The sequence below is a fragment of the Pseudomonas moraviensis genome, assembly GCF_900105805.1.
Lineage (GTDB): Bacteria > Pseudomonadota > Gammaproteobacteria > Pseudomonadales > Pseudomonadaceae > Aquipseudomonas > Aquipseudomonas moraviensis_A.
The window spans coordinates 2,403,606-2,421,330 of sequence record NZ_LT629788.1; the positions used below are offsets into that span (position 1 = coordinate 2,403,606).

The 17,725-nt window shown below is 61.0% G+C and carries 17 protein-coding genes; 4 read left to right on the forward strand and 13 right to left on the reverse strand.

The window, feature by feature from the left end:
• Nucleotides 1–96 precede the first annotated feature (96 nt).
• Entirely contained in the window at nt 97–1,278 is a 1,182-nt protein-coding gene (locus tag BLU71_RS10815) for an MFS transporter (protein ID WP_065617061.1), read from the forward strand.
• 88 nt (nt 1,279–1,366) lie between these two features.
• Here the strand turns inward: BLU71_RS10815 and BLU71_RS27485 are convergent, their stop codons facing one another.
• Nucleotides 1,367–1,504 (reverse strand): hypothetical protein, encoded by a 138-nt coding sequence (locus BLU71_RS27485; RefSeq protein ID WP_165839178.1) that lies wholly within the window; start codon nt 1,502–1,504, stop codon nt 1,367–1,369.
• 39 nt (nt 1,505–1,543) lie between these two features.
• Nucleotides 1,544–1,771 (reverse strand): PLD nuclease N-terminal domain-containing protein, encoded by a 228-nt coding sequence (locus tag BLU71_RS10820; protein WP_042609610.1) that lies wholly within the window; start codon nt 1,769–1,771, stop codon nt 1,544–1,546.
• 100 nt (nt 1,772–1,871) lie between these two features.
• Between BLU71_RS10820 and BLU71_RS27905 the strand changes: the two genes are divergently transcribed.
• The gene (locus tag BLU71_RS27905) at nt 1,872–2,003 is read left to right on the forward strand and encodes a hypothetical protein (RefSeq protein ID WP_268893385.1); all 132 of its coding nucleotides are present in this window, start codon (nt 1,872–1,874) and stop codon (nt 2,001–2,003) included.
• Here BLU71_RS27905 and BLU71_RS10825 read toward each other — a convergent pair.
• Nucleotides 1,997–2,506: a CinA family protein gene (locus BLU71_RS10825; protein WP_042609609.1), complete on the reverse strand. Its 510-nt coding sequence runs from the start codon at nt 2,504–2,506 to the stop codon at nt 1,997–1,999. The genes BLU71_RS27905 and BLU71_RS10825 overlap by 7 nt on opposite strands.
• A gap of 165 nt (nt 2,507–2,671) precedes the next feature.
• Here BLU71_RS10825 and BLU71_RS10830 point away from each other — a divergent pair, with 165 nt between their 5' ends.
• Nucleotides 2,672–5,056: a DUF3772 domain-containing protein gene (locus tag BLU71_RS10830; RefSeq protein ID WP_042609608.1), complete on the forward strand. Its 2,385-nt coding sequence runs from the start codon at nt 2,672–2,674 to the stop codon at nt 5,054–5,056.
• A gap of 108 nt (nt 5,057–5,164) precedes the next feature.
• Nucleotides 5,165–5,626 carry a DUF3574 domain-containing protein gene (locus BLU71_RS10835; RefSeq protein ID WP_083353053.1) on the forward strand — a complete coding sequence of 154 codons (462 nt, stop codon included), beginning with the start codon at nt 5,165–5,167 and terminating at the stop codon, nt 5,624–5,626.
• A 355-nt stretch (nt 5,627–5,981) separates the two neighbouring features.
• Here BLU71_RS10835 and BLU71_RS10840 read toward each other — a convergent pair whose 3' ends face one another.
• From BLU71_RS10840 to BLU71_RS10880, 10 genes are all read right to left on the reverse strand, one after another.
• On the reverse strand, nt 5,982–8,363 hold the full coding sequence (locus BLU71_RS10840; RefSeq protein WP_083353054.1) for a TonB-dependent receptor plug domain-containing protein: 2,382 nt from the start codon (nt 8,361–8,363) through the stop codon (nt 5,982–5,984).
• A gap of 259 nt (nt 8,364–8,622) precedes the next feature.
• Nucleotides 8,623–9,288 (reverse strand): sulfite oxidase-like oxidoreductase, encoded by a 666-nt coding sequence (locus BLU71_RS10845; protein ID WP_083353055.1) that lies wholly within the window; start codon nt 9,286–9,288, stop codon nt 8,623–8,625.
• 81 nt (nt 9,289–9,369) lie between these two features.
• Nucleotides 9,370–10,425, reverse strand: a complete 1,056-nt coding sequence (locus BLU71_RS10850; protein ID WP_083353056.1) for a substrate-binding domain-containing protein — start codon at nt 10,423–10,425, stop codon at nt 9,370–9,372.
• A gap of 24 nt (nt 10,426–10,449) precedes the next feature.
• Entirely contained in the window at nt 10,450–11,475 is a 1,026-nt protein-coding gene (locus BLU71_RS10855) for an ABC transporter permease (protein WP_083353057.1), read from the reverse strand.
• Nucleotides 11,468–13,036: a sugar ABC transporter ATP-binding protein gene (locus BLU71_RS10860; protein ID WP_083353058.1), complete on the reverse strand. Its 1,569-nt coding sequence runs from the start codon at nt 13,034–13,036 to the stop codon at nt 11,468–11,470. Before BLU71_RS10860 ends, BLU71_RS10855 begins: the two co-directional genes overlap by 8 nt.
• Nucleotides 13,033–13,704 carry a methionine ABC transporter permease gene (locus BLU71_RS27325; protein WP_065617053.1) on the reverse strand — a complete coding sequence of 224 codons (672 nt, stop codon included), beginning with the start codon at nt 13,702–13,704 and terminating at the stop codon, nt 13,033–13,035. Before BLU71_RS27325 ends, BLU71_RS10860 begins: the two co-directional genes overlap by 4 nt.
• Nucleotides 13,701–14,501, reverse strand: a complete 801-nt coding sequence (locus tag BLU71_RS10865) for a methionine ABC transporter ATP-binding protein (RefSeq protein WP_123418523.1) — start codon at nt 14,499–14,501, stop codon at nt 13,701–13,703. The genes BLU71_RS27325 and BLU71_RS10865 overlap by 4 nt, the downstream gene beginning before the upstream one ends.
• On the reverse strand, nt 14,498–15,307 hold the full coding sequence (locus BLU71_RS10870; RefSeq protein WP_083353059.1) for a MetQ/NlpA family ABC transporter substrate-binding protein: 810 nt from the start codon (nt 15,305–15,307) through the stop codon (nt 14,498–14,500). The genes BLU71_RS10865 and BLU71_RS10870 overlap by 4 nt, the downstream gene beginning before the upstream one ends.
• Before the next feature lie 27 nt (nt 15,308–15,334).
• Entirely contained in the window at nt 15,335–16,381 is a 1,047-nt protein-coding gene (locus tag BLU71_RS10875) for an isopenicillin N synthase family dioxygenase (RefSeq protein ID WP_083353060.1), read from the reverse strand.
• Between the two features lie 157 nt (nt 16,382–16,538).
• Nucleotides 16,539–17,561 carry a LacI family DNA-binding transcriptional regulator gene (locus BLU71_RS10880; protein ID WP_083354329.1) on the reverse strand — a complete coding sequence of 341 codons (1,023 nt, stop codon included), beginning with the start codon at nt 17,559–17,561 and terminating at the stop codon, nt 16,539–16,541.
• Between the last annotated feature and the right edge of the window lie 164 nt (nt 17,562–17,725).

The window sequence follows — 17,725 nt, forward strand, 5'->3', positions numbered from 1 at the left end:
CAGCCTCCAGCCAGCGGTTTTTTTTTGCACGGGCTGCGGCTGACCTCGGCTATTCGAATGATTGAAGCGCGCCTATCCATGGGCAGGAACAATGACATGAATAAAAACAACGAGACTCCCGGAGAACTGGCGATTTTCCTGTTCTGCTCGACGGTCTACCGGCTGTTTTCCGGGGCATTGCTAGTGTCGCTGACCTGGACCATTCTCAAACAGAGCAACGACGATTACCTGCCGTTGGCACTGGCGATCTTCTGCTCGTTCATACCCGCTTTCATCACCCCGATGATGATCAAACGCCTGTCGCACAAGATGAATGGCCGGCAGATGAGCAGCTTGTTCATTCTGTGCCTGGCCGGTCTTGCCATGATCTCCGGGCTTTCGAGGAACTACACCGTCGGGCTGCTGATCACCAACCTCTTCGTCTGGTTGATGGTGATGTCACTGGAGGCCAGCCTGGACATGTGGTTTACCCAGCTGCAACGGGGGATGAACGAAGTCAGCGTGCGCCGCATCAGTGGCGCCACTACCGCCACCAGCCAGGCCGCATTGATGATCGGCCCGCTGCTCGCGGCGGGGCTGATGCCGATTTTGAGCGGTATCGGTTTTGCTCTGGTGCTCAGCGGCGGCTTCCTCCTGGTTGCCGGCATCTGCCATACCCGTGACAGTGTGCCGACCGTCATCGAGCCTGCCAGCACGCGAGCAGTTCCGGCCCCGCTGCCGCTGACCCTGTTTGTGCCGATGCTGCTGATCTGGCCCATCCTCGGGGCGTTCAACTTCATGCTGCCGGTTTATGTATCCAACCATGGCTGGTCATTATTGGAGCTCGGCGTACTCGACGCGGTGTTTGGCCTGGGCATGGCGCTGATCGGGGTGCTGGTGATCGTTGCCAACACCGGGCGCAATCTGCTGGCGTATCTGTTTGCCCTGATTGCGCTGGCGCTGATCGCCACCGCAATGTGGGTGCTGATGCCCGACACCCTCGTACTCAAAGCACTGAGCCTGTTGATTCTTGGGATGGCGTTCGGTGGCGCGCGGGTACACATCCGTGCTGCGATTGCATGCCGATACAGTGAAGCCGCCGTCGGACTCTACGTCAGCAAGGCCAATGCGCTGGCGACGCCCGTGCTGTTCCTGATACTGACGCTGCAACTGGCGATTATCGAAAATGCCTGGCTGTTGCCCTTCGCGTTGGTGTGTCTATCCGTGGGGCTGCTGCTTCAGACTTCAGCCACGCGTTTCGCCAGAGGGCAGGCCCCCATCGAAACCGTGGGGGCCTGACACGGGCGTGTAAGGAGGCGGTCCACCATGGACTGCCTTCGCGAGCAAGCTCGCTCCCACAGGGTTTGCGTGTGTCGTGTTATTCGGGTTAATCCGCCTTCTTCTGCTCCATTTGCACGGAGGCCTTGCTGTTGTCTTCGTCCTTGCTGGTGGCTTTGTTGGAATCGAAGCAGCCGTGCAACAGGAACATTGAGCAGAAGCCAAGGCATACACAGATTTTCTTCATGACGATCTCCTTAAAGCAGTGGTCAGGTTGCATCAAATATCAGCCCTTGCTGTGCTCCGGCGACGAAGGCCCTTCCTTGATGCCGCGCGGGCCGGCGATGCCCCATACGATCAGGCCGAGCACCGGGAACACGATCAAGCCGATCGCCCAGGCGGCTTTGACGCCGACGCTTTTGTTGCTGCGAAACACGCTGACGATCGCCCACAGGTCAACCAGCAGAATGATCACCGCCACGGCGATAGAAAAATAACTCGCTGCCTCGTTCATTTCGCGATCCTCCAATGACTGGTAAGCATTGGGCTGCGAGGCCTTTTGAGCGTTCAAAAAAATTGCGACCGCATGCGCTGCGCATACGCACGGGCGCCGGTTGCATCGTTTCAATGCTGAAGCTGTCGAGCATCTCACCGCCGATGTCCAGTTCCAGCTGATAGGCCATGTCTTCCTGTACCGGGAACTGCCTGCTGCGCAGATCGGGGTGATCAGCATCATCCTTCATTGACTCCACCCTCCTTCACCGCGCAAGGCGCGACGGTGGAAATCAGGCAATTGCTGCAAGGCGAATTCTGAGGCGCGGGTCTGCACTTCGCAGCGCGATCCGGGAAACCATTGCTGCGTACTGAACAGAAAATGCCGGTCATCGAACTGAAATGCCCAGGCGAAACACACCGTACCGGCCTTGATCCCATCCATATCGTCGGGGCCAAGAATGCCGGTGGTGGCGACCGCGACGTTGGCGGTGCTGTCGCGCAGCGCACCGATGGCCATTTCACTGGCGACTTCCACGCTGGTCAGGTTGAAGGTCTCCATGGTCGCCGGGCGGACGTGCAGCAGGCGCTGCTTGGCCTGCGGCGAATAGACCACGTAGCCGCACTCGATCAGCTCGCCGCTGCCGGGCACTGCCGACAACAGCATGACAATTTCCCCCGCCGTACAGGACTCGGCGGTGGTGATGATCAATGAATGTTGGCGCAGGTATTCAATCGTATCGTTGGCGATGGACATGGCGTGCTCTCGAAGCTTTTATTGCCGGTTGACCGTGCGCTGCGCTGATCATTCCGCTGGATTTGACGCGTGTGCAGATGGTCCACGCCGAGAAAGTTTTCCGCCCCATTCGGCGCGATCACCTACCCTCATAGACTGTGTGATCCACTCGAGCCCGCCGCCGTCATGCGCTGTTCATTCAAGTCGTTGTTTTTGGCCTTGTTCCTGCTGCTGATTCCGGCCAGTGCTTCGCTGTGGGCGGCAGACCTGCCGACGCCGGCCCAATCAAGCGCGGCGCCGCTGCCGGTGATTTCGCAAAGCGATCTGCAAGCCTTGCAACAACGGCTCGACGGGCTCAAGCAGCAGATTTCGGCGGCGAACAATTACAACCAGCTCGAAGGCCCGCAGGATCGGGTCCAGGCGTTCATTCTCGATGTCGATCGGTTGTCGGCTGCGCTGTTGCCGCAACAGGCGCAACTGGCGGTGCAACTGGGCGTACTGGGCACGGCGCCAGACGCCGAGGTGGCCGCCGAGCAAGCCGATATAGTCGCGCAGCGGGCCGCGCTGGCGGAGCAGAAAAGCAAGGTCGATGGCACCCTGAAAAGCCTCGCGGCACTGAAACAGAACGCCGCCGATCTGATCACGCAGATTGCCGGCATCCGCCGCACATTGCTGGAAAGCGAACTGACCCTGAGTACCCGCAGCGTACTGAGTCCGCATTTCTGGGCGCCGCTGGTCAATCCGAGCGAGGACGACCGCCAGCGGCTGCGCCTGTTCGTTACACAGGTAGGTGACGTGTGGGCCACGGTCTGGGCGCCGGGCGAGCGTTTTTACACCTGCGTGCTGGTGCTGTTGGCGCTGCTGGTGTGGACGTTCGGCCGGCGTCTGGCTGAACGCGGGCTGACCTGGTTTTGCATTCATCGTGTAGCGGAGGGTCGCTTGCGCCGCAGTGCCTTGGCGTTCGCCTCGGCCGCCGCGACCTTCATCACCACCGCCATCGCCCTGAAACTGCTGTTCTACGCCTGCACCCGCCACGACGCCCTGCCGCCGGTGCTGGAAACCTTCTCCGAAGAGTTCGAAAAAGTCGTGTATGCCTGCGTGCTGATCACCGGGCTCAGCCGGGCGTTACTGTCGACCGAGCATCCGTCGTGGCGCTTGCCGGGCATTGCCGATCCGGTGGCGCTGGCCCTCAGGCCATATCCGCGAATTCTCGCCTGCTCCTTACTGGTGTTGGTAACGCTGGTGCAGGTCGGCAACGCCACGGGCATGAGCAGCCAGATCGTCATGGCCGGGCGCGGCGTGATTTCAATCGTGGTGCTGGCGATCATCGGCACCCTGCTGTTGCGCGTCGGCAAAGTGCGCAAGGCACTGGTCGCGGCCAATGACGCCTCGGCGACAAACAGCGTGTTCGCCGGGCTGATCTACAGCGTCGCCAGCGTTTCGATGTTTGTCACGGCCATTGCACTGCTTGCCGGTTACGTGTCGCTGGCGCGCTTCATCAGTTATGAACTGGTGTGGAGCTACATCGTGCTGTCGGGCTTCTACCTGCTGATTCAGTTGGTCAAGGACGCCTGCGAGCACCTGTTTTCACCGAAACACGCCAGCGGCAAGGCGCTCAAGCAGTTGCTCGGCATCAGTGATCGGCGTCTGGATCAGATTTCCATTCTGCTGTCCGGTTTCAGCCGCGCGGGACTGATGTTGATGGCGCTGATTTCGTTGTTCGTCGGCGGCATCGGCACCACGTTGGGCCAGTTGCTGACCAACATCATGTCGATCCTTGGCGGCGCCGGTTTGCGCAAGCTGAACATCGTCCCGGGGCATCTGCTCAACGCGCTGCTGGCGCTGATGATCGGCATCTGGCTGATCCGCGCATTGAGCCGCTGGCTCGACGAAGAGTTCCTGCCCAAGACCGACATGGATCCCGGGATGTGCGCGTCGCTGAGCACGCTGTTTTCCAATATCGGCTACGCCTTTGTGATTCTGCTGACGCTGTCGTCGTTGGGCGTGCAGTGGACCAACCTTGCCTGGATCGTCAGTGCGCTATCGGTGGGCATTGGCTTTGGCCTGCAGGAGATCGTCAAGAACTTCGTTTCCGGCCTGATTCTGCTCACCGAGCGCCCGGTCAAGGTCGGCGACTTGATCAGCATCAGTGGCGTGGAGGGCGACATCCGCCGGATCAACGTGCGCGCCACGGAAATCCAGCTCAGCGACCGCTCGATCGTGATCGTGCCCAACTCGCAGTTGATCTCGCAGAACCTGCGCAATGTCACCCTCGGCGGCAGTGCTCAGGGCGTGGCGTCGCTGGAGCTGATGTTTCCACTGGATATCGATCCTGAGGAGGTCAAACAGCTGCTGCTCGACGCTTATCACGAAAATGAAACCATCCTCGATAAACCGGCACCGTTCGTGCGCTTCAGCAAGTTGTCGCCGGACGGCATAACGCTCACGGTCACCGGTTACGTCGGCAGTCCGAGGATCGTCGGGCTGACCAAAAGTGATCTGTTGTTCGAAGTGCTCAAGCGCCTGGGCGCAGCGGGCATTGCGCTGGCGAAGCCGCCGGCGGCGCCGTGATCGGGTTATTCCCCACGCACCTATCAAGCTGCTTTTTCGGTCTTTATTGGCGCTTGGGCCGCAACCTTATACTCCAGCGGCTTACCCCACTTTCGATAAGGATGCTTCATGCCTCGACGTCTGTTAATGGCGACGCTTTTGCTCACGCTCGGCGGTTGCGCCAGCCCTCCTCCTGCGTCCGTCCACACGTTCGATCCCGCCAGTTCGACCCTGCAAGGCGATGCCTCACGGCCGGCGCAGGCACAGTGGATTCGCACTGAACTGTACTTTTCCGTCGGTTCGCTGGAGGGTCAGGAAGGCGCTGTCAGCCCCGCGCGCTGGCGCGAGTTTCTCGATCAGCAAGTCACACCGCGCTTCCCTGATGGCTTCAGCGTGTTCGATGCATACGGGCAATGGCGCGACAAGGGCGCGAAGGAACCAGAGCGCCTGAGCACCAAGGTGATCGTGATCCTGCATGAGAACAGCGCAAAGCGTTGGAGTGATATCGAAGCCATCAGGTTGGCGTACAAGCGGATCACTGGCGATTTGTCGGTACTGCGGCTGTCGCAACCGGCACAGGTGTCGTTCTGAAAAGCCCCTCACCCTAGCCCTCTCCCAGAGGGAGAGGGGACTGATTGGGTGATATTCAGCATCTGCACCGACCTGAAAAGACTTCAGTGAATCCACAATCGACCCGGTTCTTCAGGTCGATGGATGACGCAAGAAACCTCCCTAGCCCTCTCCCGGAGGGAGAGGGGACTGATTGGGGGATATTCAGCGTCTGCACCGACCTGAAAAGACTTCAGTGAATCCACAATCGACCCGGTCCTTCAGGTCGATGGATGACGCAAGAAACCTCGGTCGGCCCCCTCTCCCTTTGGGAGAGGGCTGGGGTGAGGGGCGGGGTTCGACGCCGATGTCAGGCTGGTGCCCCAAACCGGCGGCATCAGAAACCATAAGTAACCCGGGCGTAGTAATACGCGCCGTTGGTACCGATGGGTGACAGCACGTCGTACGGCAGGTTGCCGCCATAATTGATCGCTGAGCCCGAGCGCTCAGGGTAGTTATCGGTGAGGTTGTTGCCGCCCACAGCGAGGTTGAATGTCGGGGTGAATTTGTATGCCACCTCCGCATCCAGTTGCCACACCGCGCCGTAGGTCTGCTCGGGCTGCGAATCACCGAAATCGAACACGCGGGTGGTCTCGCCCTGGCGGGTCAGGCGTCCGAGCAGGCCCCAGTGTTCGCTTGCCCAGTTGGCGGAAAACACGACGCGATCCTTCGGCGCGGCATCGGTCAGGGTGTTGGTCTCCTCGACGCCAACCAGAGCATCATTGCCGATGCCCAGTGTGGTCAGTTGCGACGGCGTGCCCTTGGTGCTGGTGACTTTGGTGTGGTTGTAGGTATACGCGGTGGTCAGGCCGAGTTGCCCTTCATACAGCGGCTGGTGATAGTTGAGCACCAGTTCGGCGCCATCGGTGCGGGTGTCGGCGGCGTTGGTGAAGAAGTTGACGTCGTGGACGCCGGCCACGCCAAAGTTGTCGTCGATGTAACTTTCCAGAGCATCATTGCCGATCCGCTGCGACAGGGTGATGCGGTCTTTGACGTCGATGCGGAACACGTCCAGCGACGCGTCGAAACGTTCGTTCAACTGGAAAGTCAGACCGAGGCTGAAGTTCTTCGAGGTTTCCGGATCAAGCTTCTCTGCGCCGAGGGCGCGGGCGATCGGGTCGTTGACCGAGAGCACGCGGATGTCCGTCAGCGTACCGCCATCGCCGAAGTTGCTGGTGGTGTGCTGGAAGCCACTTTGCGCCAGCGAAGGTGCGCGGAAGTTGTTCGACACTGCGCCACGCAAGGCCCACTGTTGCGTCAGTTTGTAGCGGCCACTGAGCTTGCCGGTCAATTTGCTGCCGGCGTCATCGTAATGTTCCCAGCGTGTGGCAGCGTCGATGAAGAAGCGCTCGGTGAGATCGCCGGACAATTCGGCATAGGTGCCGAACACGTTGCGATCCAGATCCGACTCTTCGCTCGGGCGCAGACCGTTGGCACCATCCGCGCCGGCACCGACATAGGATGCTGCATCACCCGCGTAGGTCAGGTAGTTTTCGTAGCGGTATTCGCCACCGACTGCCAAGACGAACGAGCGCTCGCCAAGACGCAACTCACGGCTGAAATCAAGGTTGCCGGTGGTCTGGCGCAGTTCGTAGTCGCCGGTATCGAACCTGGTCGGCGAGTCCTCGCCAAGGCTGACGTTGAGGGTGCGCCGGGTCGAGCCTTCGAAGCGGTTGCGGCCATGGGTGACACTGCTGTCGAAGTCCCATTCTTCCCCGATCAAGCCCTTGAAGCCGGCGGTGGCAGAGATGTCCTTGTTGTCGCCCAACGACTGCGGCAGGTAACCGTTGGGGTAGAACTGCGGTTGCTCGTACGGGTAGCGATAGAACGCGGCGCCCGTGGTGTGGCGCTGGTTGTAGGTACCGAAGCTGTAGAGCTTGCCAGCGGCCAGCGGCAGTTCTCCGTTGAACCAGGCGTTGACGTCGCGCGCGAGGCCGTCGCCCATCACATAGTTGCGCTGTCCCGGGGTATCGGCGAAGCCATCGAAGCCGGCCCGGTTGGTCGGGTTGCGATTCTTGTATTCCGTGCCGCCGCGAATGAAACCGCCCTCCTCCCCCAGGCGTGTGCCGATCTTGGCCGTGGTCACGCTGTTCTGGCCGTCGGTGGTGGTTTTGTCGATCGCGTCCTGACGGGTGTGATAAGCGCCGTAACTGGTCGAGACTTCGCCGCCTTCGGGGGCGTCGTCGAGGATGATGTTGATCACCCCGGCGATCGCATCAGAGCCGTACTGCGCACCGGCACCGTCACGCAGTACCTCGATGCGCTTGATCGCGCTGAGCGGAATCGAGTTGAAATCCACTGGCGCAGTACCACGACCGATTTTCGACGAATCGTTGACCACCGCCGAGGTATGCCGACGCTTGCCGTTGACCAGCACAAGCACCTGATCGGGGCTCATGCCTCGCAGTTGCGCGGCGCGCACGTGGTCAGCACCGCCCGAGTTGGACTGACGCGGCAGGCTGAAGGACGGCAGCAGCGTCTGCAATGCCGCCCCCAGTTCACCGCCCGCAGCGCCGGCGGACTTGAGATCTTCGGCGGTCAGCACGTCCACAGGCACCGGCGAATCCAGCACCGTACGCGATGTACCGCGGGTACCGGTGACCAGCACGGTTCCGAGGCGGGATTCATCTTCGGCAGAAGTCTCTTCAGCTTGAGCAGGAAGTTGCCAGATCGCTGTCACAACAGCAGCGGCCAGTAATGAACGGGAACGGTAATGCATGTATCAGCTCCTTGAATTGCAGTTAATACCTGGCCGTTTGCCGACACTAAAAGGACGACAATGAATGCGTAGTAATGGCTGCTGTAGTTTGGGTTTTATTACATCGGTTAATTATCTAAACACCAGTCTCTGATTGCAGATGTCCGTGTAGGAGTGAGCCTGCTCGCGATAGCGGTCTAGCATCGGACAATGATGTCGACAGATATAACGCTATCCCCAGCAGGCGAAGGCCCACATGTCGATCTGTGTTGGATAATGCTTAATCGAACTCCTTTTCCAGCCAGGCATCTTCGGCGATATCCAGTTCTTCACCACTGAAACGCTGTTCGGCAAACGGGTCAGCATGTAAATGAAAGCCGTTCTGTTCCCAAAAACCCGGTTGTTCCTGCGCTACAAATTCAAGGCCGCGTAACCATTTCGCGCTTTTCCAGAAGTATCGTCCCGCTATTACCAGCCGCAGTGGCCAACCATGTTGCGCAGTCAGCGGTTGGCCGGCGTAATGGGTGGCGAGCAAACTTTGCGGGTGCAATAAATCGTCCAGTAACAAGTTGGTCTGGTAATCGGGGTCGGCATGGGCCATGACATACGACGACGTCGGCTGGATATCGAAAGCCTGCAACAAATCCTGCAGGTGTACCCCGCCCCACTCGGTATCGAACTTCGACCAACGCGTCACGCAATGGATATCGCAGCGCAAGACCCGTTGCGGCAGCGCCTGCAAATCGGCGTAACGCAATTCGATTGGCCGGTCGAGCGTGCCGAACAGACGTAATGACCAGTCGCCCGTATCGTATTCGGGCACCGCACCTTCATGCAGAATCGGAAAGCGCTCCGTCAGCACCTGCCCCGGCGGCAGGCGATTGCCGGACGCCGGATCCACTTTCGGAGAACGGCTTTTGCGTAAGCGTGAAGCCTTAGTGTGCATCTTCACTCCTTGTCCGAAGGTCACCCATCCCTGTGGGAGCGAGCAGGCTCGCTGCCACCAGAACAATGTGGCGGCGATGTTCTAATTCGCGACCGGAATCCACGACGCCCGCGCCACATTCGCGGTATCGCCGAACGCCGGGAGCTTCTGCGCCAGATCACGGACATTTTTCACGTCGAGATCCAGCAACTGCTGGCGGGTGATCAACGTCGGAGGCACAAGTACCTGGTGACCCGGATCCTCACCGGCGATCAGCATCGCCAGGCTGCGTACGCTGATCGCCCCGGCGACCTGCGGATTGACCGCTGCCGTCGCCGCCCAGGCGCTGCCCGGTTCTTTCATGATCTGGATGTCGGCAGTGGAAATGTCGGCACTGTAGATCTTCACTCGACTGGCCAGCCCGGCTTCATCGACGGCGATTTTCGCGCCCTTGGCGAACTCGTCGAACGGCGCAAAGATCACGCTGATGTCTGGATTGGCGCGCAGTACGGCGCTGGCCTGATCCGCCACGGAGTTGGCAATCGGCGGATTCAACGTACCGAACCGCGCCTTTTCCACGATGCCCGGATTGGCCTTTTTGACCTGACTCCAGATCTCGTCGCGCCGCTCCATCGGTGTAAAGCCGCTGATGTAGACATAACCGGCGTCGAAGCGCGTGCCGTTGTCCTTGACCGCCTGATCCAGCGCCAGGCGTGCCAGTGCGTGGTGATCCTGTTCAACTTGAGTCACCTGCGGTGTGTCCAGGTCGACATCGAACGCAACAACCTTGATGCCCTTGGCAATGGCTCGCTCGATGGGTGCTTTGAGGGTCTCCGCCAACCCGAGCTGGACGATGATCCCGTCGACGCCCAGCGCCGTCGCCTGATCGATCATCTCGCCCTGACCCGCCGCCTGCTGCCGCGCATCGAACACCCGCAGACTGGCGCCCAGCGCTGCGCTCTGCTGCTCCACCCCACGCAGATAGGCCTCAGGAAAATCCCCGGAAAACAGATAACCCACCAGCGCGATCTGCACCTGGCCCTGGTCGAACGGCGCCGGTGCGCCGGGCAGGGCTTTGGCCTGTGCGCTCAATGTCACCGCCGAAAACACAGCGACGGCAAAGCAACGGCGGACGAATGGGGTGATTGAACCGTGCATACAACTTCCTTGGCTGAAAGCGGCTCATCGCACCCGATGCGCGAGGCCGAAAGTGAACATCAGGGCCAGCACCAGCACCAGGCCCTTGACGAAGTCCTGCGCGTAATACGGCGCGTTGAGCATGGTCAGGCCATTCAGCAGCGAGGCCACCAGCAGCGCACCGACCAGGGTGCCAAAAGCGTTCGGCTTCTTCGCGCCGAGCACGGCAAAACCAATCAATGCGGCGCCCAGCGCATCGAGCACCAAACCATTGCCTGAGCTGACATCGCCACGCCCGAGCCGCGCCGCGAGTAACAGACCGCCAAGCGCAGCCAGCAACGCCGAGAGCACGTACGCCAGCAGTTTGAACCGCTGCACCGGCGCACCCGCCAGTCGCGCCGCCTGCTCGTTGCCGCCGATGGCGTAGAACAGCCGACCGATGCGCGTGCGCTCGAGAAACAGCCAGACGGCCAGTGCGACCAGCGCGCTGATCAACACCGGAATCGGCACCACCTCCCACAAACGTCCGCGTCCCAAGGCGAGAAACCCGGCACTGAAGCTGCCCTCGGCTTCCGCACCGTTGGGAAGCGTCATGCCCACGGCAATCGAACGCCCCCCCGTGGGAATCAGTTGCACACCGATCACCAGAAACATGCTGCCCAGCGTCGCCAGAATGTCCGGCACCCGCAGTCTGACGATCAGCCAGCCGTTGAGCAGTCCGACCAGCGCGCCGCCCGCCAGGCTGATCAGCACTGCCGGCAGCGCACCCCAGCCGAGCACCACCATGACGTAACTGGCAATCATCAAACTCATGGCGGCGACGGCGCCGATCGACAGATCCAGTCCGCCGACGGCCATGGTCAACGTCACACCCAATGCCAGCAGCGCGACGATCGATACCGATTGCAGAATGCTGAACAGATTGCCAACCCGTAGAAACGCTGGCTCCGCGACGCTGAAAAACACCACGATCAGCGCGAGCAGCCACAACAGGCCATAGCGGATCAGTGCTTGTAAAAAGCGCTCGGCGGGTGCCGGCGCGTGCGCGAGCAGTGAATGTGGATCAGGCACTGACGGTGCTCCTTGGCGCGGTTTGAGGAGAATGTTGACGGATCCCGGAGCCGGCCAATGCGGCGACCAGGGTGGCGCGATTCAGAGCGGCTCGCGAGTATTCGGCAACCACCGTGTGATCACGCACGAGCAGGACGCGATCGGCGATTTCCAGCGCTTCATCGACATCGGCGCAAATCACCAGCGTCGCCCTGCCCTGGGGGCTGTCGCGCAGCAGTTGGCCGATCTCGCGGCGAGCGCGCACGTCGACGCCTTGAAACGGCTCATCGAGGATCAATACCCTGCCCTCGCCCATCAGCCAGCGACCGAGGATGACTTTCTGCTGGTTGCCACCGGACAGCGCCGCCATCGGCACGTCGATGCCGACGGTATTGATGCCCAACGCTGCGACCTGCGCTTGCACCGCGGCCGCTTCGGCGCGATTGCGGATGAAACCGGCGCGAGTGAAGCGTTCGAGAAATGGCAGGGTCAGCGTGCGCCGCAAGGAAAAATCCGCCACCAGCGATTGATTGGCACGGTCTTCGGCTGCGTAAAACACGCCGCTGCGAATGGACTCGCGGGGCGAGCGCGGCAGCCACTCGGCACCATTGAGCTTGACCCTGCCCGCAGCCGGTTTGCGCAGGCCGAATAACACCTCGGCGATCTCGCTTTTACCGGCACCCAGCAATCCGCTCAGTACCACCACTTCGTTTTCGCGCAGGGTCAGATCGAAGGGTTGCGACTGCGGGAGGATTTTCATCCCGTGCACTTCCAGCACCGCGCGCCCCGGCAGACGCGGGGTGTAGCGATGCGCAGCCAGCGCCTGACCGAGCATGGCGTGCACCGCTGCGGGCAACTGCTGCGCAGTGAACTCACCGGCCAGTCGCCCGTCACGCAAGACAATGGCGCGATCGGCGACCCGCTGCAGGTCTGAAAGACGATGGGAGATGTACACGATCGCCACGCCTCGACTACGCAAGGTGTCGATCAACCCGAACAATCGCTGCGCTTCTGCATTCGACAACGCCGCCGTCGGTTCATCGAGAATCAGCAGGCGCGGCTGTAACGCAAAGGCCCGCGCCAACACTACGAGTTGCCGTTCCGCCTGGCCGAGTTGCTCGACGGGCTGCTCCAGCGGCAATGTCAGCCCGAGGCCTGCAGCAATGTTCCCGGCGCGGGTCAGCAGACGCTGACGATTGAGCCAGAAGTCCGTCTCAGGCCTGCACAGCTCATCGAGCAGCAGGTTCTCCGCCACGCTCAAGCCCGGCGCAATGCCTTCGTTGATCTGCTGATGCACCGCAACGATGCCGACACGCCGCGCCGACAGCGGTGAACTGAACTGTCGCCGTTCACCCTCGACGAGGATTTCGCCGCTGTCCGCTGGCTGACTGCCGGCGAGTATTTTCACCAGCGTCGACTTGCCCGCACCGTTGGCACCGAGCAAGGCGACCACTTCGCCGGGATGGATATCGAGGCTGACTCGATCCAGCGCGCGCTGCGCGCCAAAACGCTTGCTCAATTCCCGCACGCGAATCAGCGGTTCACGAACCATGGCGACCGGCTCACTCCTGTGTTTGCTCATCGCCGATGCGCCAGCGAACGCACCCATCGATCACCGAGGCTTTGCACGCCCTGGACCAGAATCACCAGCACCACCACCGTCGCCACCATCACCTCATTGTTGAAGCGCTGGTAGCCATAACGAATGGCCAGATCGCCCAGCCCGCCGCCACCGATCACCCCGGCCATGGAGGAAAAGCCGATCAGCATCACCAGCGTCAAGGTGATGCCGGCGAGCAAGGCCGGCAACGCTTCGGGCAGCAGCACTTTGAAAATCACGTCGCGAATATCGCCGCCCATGGCGAGGATGGCTTCGATGCGCCCGCCGTCGACTTCATCCAGCGCGTTCTCGACGATACGTGCAAAAAACGGAAAGGCACCAATGGTGATCGGCACCACGGCCGCGGTGCTGCCCAGGGTCGTGCCGACCACCAACCGGGTCAGCGGGATCAAGGCAATCAGCAGCACCACAAATGGCAACGAACGACCAAGGTTGACCAGACCGCTCACCGCCGCATTGAAACGCGGCAGCGGCATCAACCCGTGGCGACGGCTGATGAACAGCAGCACGCCCAGCGGCAAGCCGATCAGCAACGTGAACAGCCCGGCGAGCAAGACCATGTAGACCGTTTCGCCCGTGGCGGTGAGCAGCAATTGAAGGATTTCATCCCAGTTGATCGAGCGGTTCATGACTGGGCCGCCCGCACGCCGTATTGCCTGAGAAAGCTCAGCCCGGGCGCATCGTGACCCAGCGGCAAGCCACAGGTCGGGCGTAGCGATTGACCGAGAGACGATTGCGTATCCGCCAGCAGGCGCGGCACCGGCCCTGCTTCGACGATGCGCCCGTTGGCCATGTAGGCGGCGTGGTCGCAGATCGCTTTGACCACCTCCAGCTCGTGGGTGATCAGCACGATGGTCACGCCCAACTGGCGGTTGATGTCGCGCAGCAGTTGAAGAATCGACTCGGTGGTTTGCGGATCGAGGGCGCTGGTGGCTTCATCCGAGAGCAGATAGGCCGGCTCCGCTGCCAAGGCGCGGGCGATACCGACGCGCTGCTTCTGGCCGCCGGACAATTGCGAAGGAAAGGCTTGCGCCTTGTCGCTCAGGCCGACCAGTTCCAGCAGCTCGCGAACCCGCACATGCCGCCACGGTTTACCGACCTTGGCGATCTCCAGCGGCACCGCGATGTTGTCGAATACTGTGCGCGAATGCAGCAGGTTGAAACCCTGAAATATCATGCCGATGCGCTGGCGTTGCTGGCGCAGTTCGCTATCGGACAGCGTCAGCAGATCCACGCCATCCAGCACAACCCGCCCGCTGTCCGGGCGTTCGAGCAGATTGAGGCAGCGCAGCAACGTCGATTTGCCTGCGCCGCTGCGTCCGAGAATGCCGTACACCGCGCCGTCGGGGATATTCAGCGACACCTGATCCAGCGCCGGTGCCGAGGCCGAAGGGTAGGTTTTGCTCAACTGCTCGACGGCGATCATGGCTTGCCGCCCGCCACCGGAATCACCGAACCGGCAAAGTGCTCGGTGATGTATTTGGCGACCTGCGGCGAGGTCAGGTCTTTGGCCAGTTGCACGATGCGTGGATCGTTCTGCAGCCTGGGCGTGGTCACCAGAATATTGGCGTAGGGATTGTGCTCCGCCTTCTCCAACCCCAGCGCATCCCTGGCCGGCACCAGCCCGGCGTCGAGCGCGTAGTTGCCGTTGATCACGGCGAGGTCAACATCGTCGAGCGAGCGCGGCAGTTGCGGCGATTCGATTTCGAGGATTTTCAGCTGTTTCGGGTTCTCGGCAATGTCCTTGGGCGAGGCCTGGTCGGCGGCGGGGTCGCTGAAACCGGGCTTGAGCCTGATCAATCCGTTGTCCTGCAACAGGTACAGGGCGCGACTGAGATTGGTGACGTTGTTGGGAACGGCGACCGTGCCTTTCTCCGGCAGGTCAGCGAAGTTTTTATGCCGCCGAGAGTAAATGCCCAGCGGTTCGATATGCACCGTAGCGGCCACCGCCAGTTTTTCGCCAAGGGCCTGTTCCTGGGATTTCAGATACGGCAGATGCTGGAAATAATTGGCGTCGACATCGCCGTGCACCAGCAACTCGTTGGAGTTCACGCCGTTGGGAATTTCGATGATGTCGAGCTTGAGCTGCGGATCGATTTTCTGGATGTAGGCGAGAATCTGCGCATGGGGCACCGGGTCCACGGCAACCCGCAACGGTTCCAGCGCCTGAGCGGCCCATGACGTCATCAGCGCGCCGAGCACGGTCAGGGTCAAACTTGCTTTTTTAATCATGAGCGCAGTCCTTGATCGAGGGGTGCATCAGGCAGTTTTGCGAACCGCCGCGGGAGGCAGCAGCGCGTCGGCGTAGAACTTTTGCGCAACATCCGGATGTGAGCGCAGACGGCCCTTGAGGTAGTTCCAGCCGACATCGCGAAACAGCGGATTGAGCGGATCGCTGGCCGGCCCCCGCGCCTCGCGAAGCAGCGCTGTGGGCAGCGGATACAGCGGCACCACGGCGTCGAGTTGCGCACCGAGAAAGAAGGCGATGGACAGGCGCTCGCTGCCCTCGGGCGGACTGACTACGCGATGCACAGTGGCGCGCAGATATCCGTTGCTGGCCAGCTCAAGCAATTCGCCGATGTTTACCACCAGGGTGTTCTCACGGGGCAGCGCGTCGATCCAGCGCCCCTCTTCGATTTCGACTTGCAAGCCGGCCTGCTGGTCTTGCAGGAGAAAACTGAGAAAGCCGGAATCCTTGTGGGCGCCGACACCTTGCTGGCTGGCGTCGGCTGCCTGGCCGGGGTAGCGCATCAGCTTCACGTGTTCGTTGGGCTTGTCACCGTAGAGCTGGTCGAACGCATCGGCGCGCAGTGACAACGCCTGAGCGAATGCGCGCAGCAGACGCAGAGACATGCGGGTCATCGCCTGCTGCCATTCGAGGAGCAACGGCTTGAGTTCGGGCAACCTTGCCGGCCATTGGTTGGGGCCTTGCAGACGAGCCCAATATGGACTGTCGGCAGTCACCGGCAGGGCTTCGCGCTCGGCGCCCAGATCGAACTGCTCGCGCAAATCGGGCTGGCCTCGGGTGATCTCGGAAGCGGCGCGGTTGTAGCCGCGAAAGTGCGGCGAATTGAGCATGCCGACGGCGTGTTTTTCACTGTCGGGCAAGGCAAAGAATTGCCGGGCGAGCGCCTGTACCTGCTTGAGCAAGCTACTGTCGATGCCGTGGCCGGTGAGATAGAAAAAACCCACGTCACGCGCGGCATGGCGCAGGCTTTCAAGAAATTCGTAGCGCTGTTGCGCTGTGCCTTCGAACAGGGACAGGTCGAGGGTTGGCAATGTGCTGATGTCGAGGGTATGCGGCATGATTCACTCCCGTGTGAACCAAACCTGATGAGCCTTTGATCGATTCAGCGTGTGCCGTCATGGCAATCGGGGGTCAATCGGTTTGATGCGTTGATTCGTCGAGAGACAAAACTAAACGATCTTAAAAAAACCGATCCAATATCTTTTTCGCATTACCTTAGTTCTTCAGTGATTGGCCCTGTTCATCGAGAGTCGCCGTGCTGCCACGAGGTGTCAGCTCGAACGGCAGGATGACATGCCTCTCTGGCAGCGGCTGTTTTTCGATCAGGGCGATCAGCATCTCGACGGCTTTCTCACCGAAGGATTCGGCCGGTTGCGAAATAGTGGTCAGCGGCGGATCGCAATAGGCAGCCATTGGAATGTCGTCGAAGCCCACCAGGGAAATGTCCTCAGGCACACGCAATCCCGCTTGGCGGATGCGCTTGAGCGCACCGATGGCCATTTCATCGTTTTCACAGAACAGCGCCGTGGGTCGCTCAGCCATTGCGAGCATTTTTTCCGCGCCTGCGAAGCCGGCCTCGAGGGTGAAGTTGCCATGGCAGATCAGTGCCTCGTCGAAGGCGATATCGGCTTCGCGCAATGCCGCTTCGTAGCCAGCCAGGCGATCTCGGGTCAGCGGGCTGTTCTTCGAGCCCTTGATCAGGCCGATGCGTCGGTGTCCCAATGCAATCAGGTGATCGGTCATCGCTTTGGCAGCGGCGACGTTGTCCAGGCTGATGGTCGGATAACGCCCGGCCTTGATCACTTCGCAAGCGTTGACGATGGGCGGCAGATCGGCGTCGGCCGGGGCGTTTTCGAACGGGTCGTAGGCGCGCAACTGGATCACGCCGTCGGCCTGATAGGCGTAGACCAGCTCGGCGAATTGCCGCTCCAGTTCTTCCCTGCCCTGGGTGTCGCAGAGCAGCAAGCGATAACCGGCCGCCTGCGCCGCTTGCTGCGCGCCGCTGATGACCCGGGCGAAAAAGGTGTTGGCGATGGTCGGCACCAGAATCACCAGATTGCCGGTGCGCCGCGAACGGAACTGCACGGCCATCAGATTCGGCCGGTAGCCGGCCTGCTCCACGGCGGCCATGACGCGCTCACGGGTTGGCGCGAGGACGCGCTCGGGCGATTTCAACGTACGAGACACTGTCGCCACGGAAACGCCGGCCAGCCGAGCCACTTCGCGAATATTGGACAAAACCACCTCATTCTTCATGTCGATCAGGCGCGGAGCTTACCGCAGGCGACGGGGGATCGAAACGCTGTCGATCATCCGCTGGCATTTGACACTCGGCTAATTCACGCCTAGATTTCGCCCACGATGTAACCGGTTACATCACTCATCAGAATTGCACCCAGCAA

Coding starts and splice junctions, on each gene's coding strand:
- BLU71_RS10815 (WP_065617061.1), top strand. CDS start 97: ATGAATAAAAACAACGAGACTCCCGGAGAACTGGCGATTTTCCTGTTC.
- BLU71_RS27485 (WP_165839178.1), bottom strand. CDS start 1,504: ATGAAGAAAATCTGTGTATGCCTTGGCTTCTGCTCAATGTTCCTGTTG.
- BLU71_RS10820 (WP_042609610.1), bottom strand. CDS start 1,771: ATGAACGAGGCAGCGAGTTATTTTTCTATCGCCGTGGCGGTGATCATT.
- BLU71_RS10825 (WP_042609609.1), bottom strand. CDS start 2,506: ATGTCCATCGCCAACGATACGATTGAATACCTGCGCCAACATTCATTG.
- BLU71_RS10830 (WP_042609608.1), top strand. CDS start 2,672: ATGCGCTGTTCATTCAAGTCGTTGTTTTTGGCCTTGTTCCTGCTGCTG.
- BLU71_RS10835 (WP_083353053.1), top strand. CDS start 5,165: ATGCCTCGACGTCTGTTAATGGCGACGCTTTTGCTCACGCTCGGCGGT.
- BLU71_RS10840 (WP_083353054.1), bottom strand. CDS start 8,363: ATGCATTACCGTTCCCGTTCATTACTGGCCGCTGCTGTTGTGACAGCG.
- BLU71_RS10845 (WP_083353055.1), bottom strand. CDS start 9,288: ATGCACACTAAGGCTTCACGCTTACGCAAAAGCCGTTCTCCGAAAGTG.
- BLU71_RS10850 (WP_083353056.1), bottom strand. CDS start 10,425: ATGCACGGTTCAATCACCCCATTCGTCCGCCGTTGCTTTGCCGTCGCT.
- BLU71_RS10860 (WP_083353058.1), bottom strand. CDS start 13,036: ATGAGCAAACACAGGAGTGAGCCGGTCGCCATGGTTCGTGAACCGCTG.
- BLU71_RS27325 (WP_065617053.1), bottom strand. CDS start 13,704: ATGAACCGCTCGATCAACTGGGATGAAATCCTTCAATTGCTGCTCACC.
- BLU71_RS10865 (WP_123418523.1), bottom strand. CDS start 14,501: ATGATCGCCGTCGAGCAGTTGAGCAAAACCTACCCTTCGGCCTCGGCA.
- BLU71_RS10870 (WP_083353059.1), bottom strand. CDS start 15,307: ATGATTAAAAAAGCAAGTTTGACCCTGACCGTGCTCGGCGCGCTGATG.
- BLU71_RS10875 (WP_083353060.1), bottom strand. CDS start 16,381: ATGCCGCATACCCTCGACATCAGCACATTGCCAACCCTCGACCTGTCC.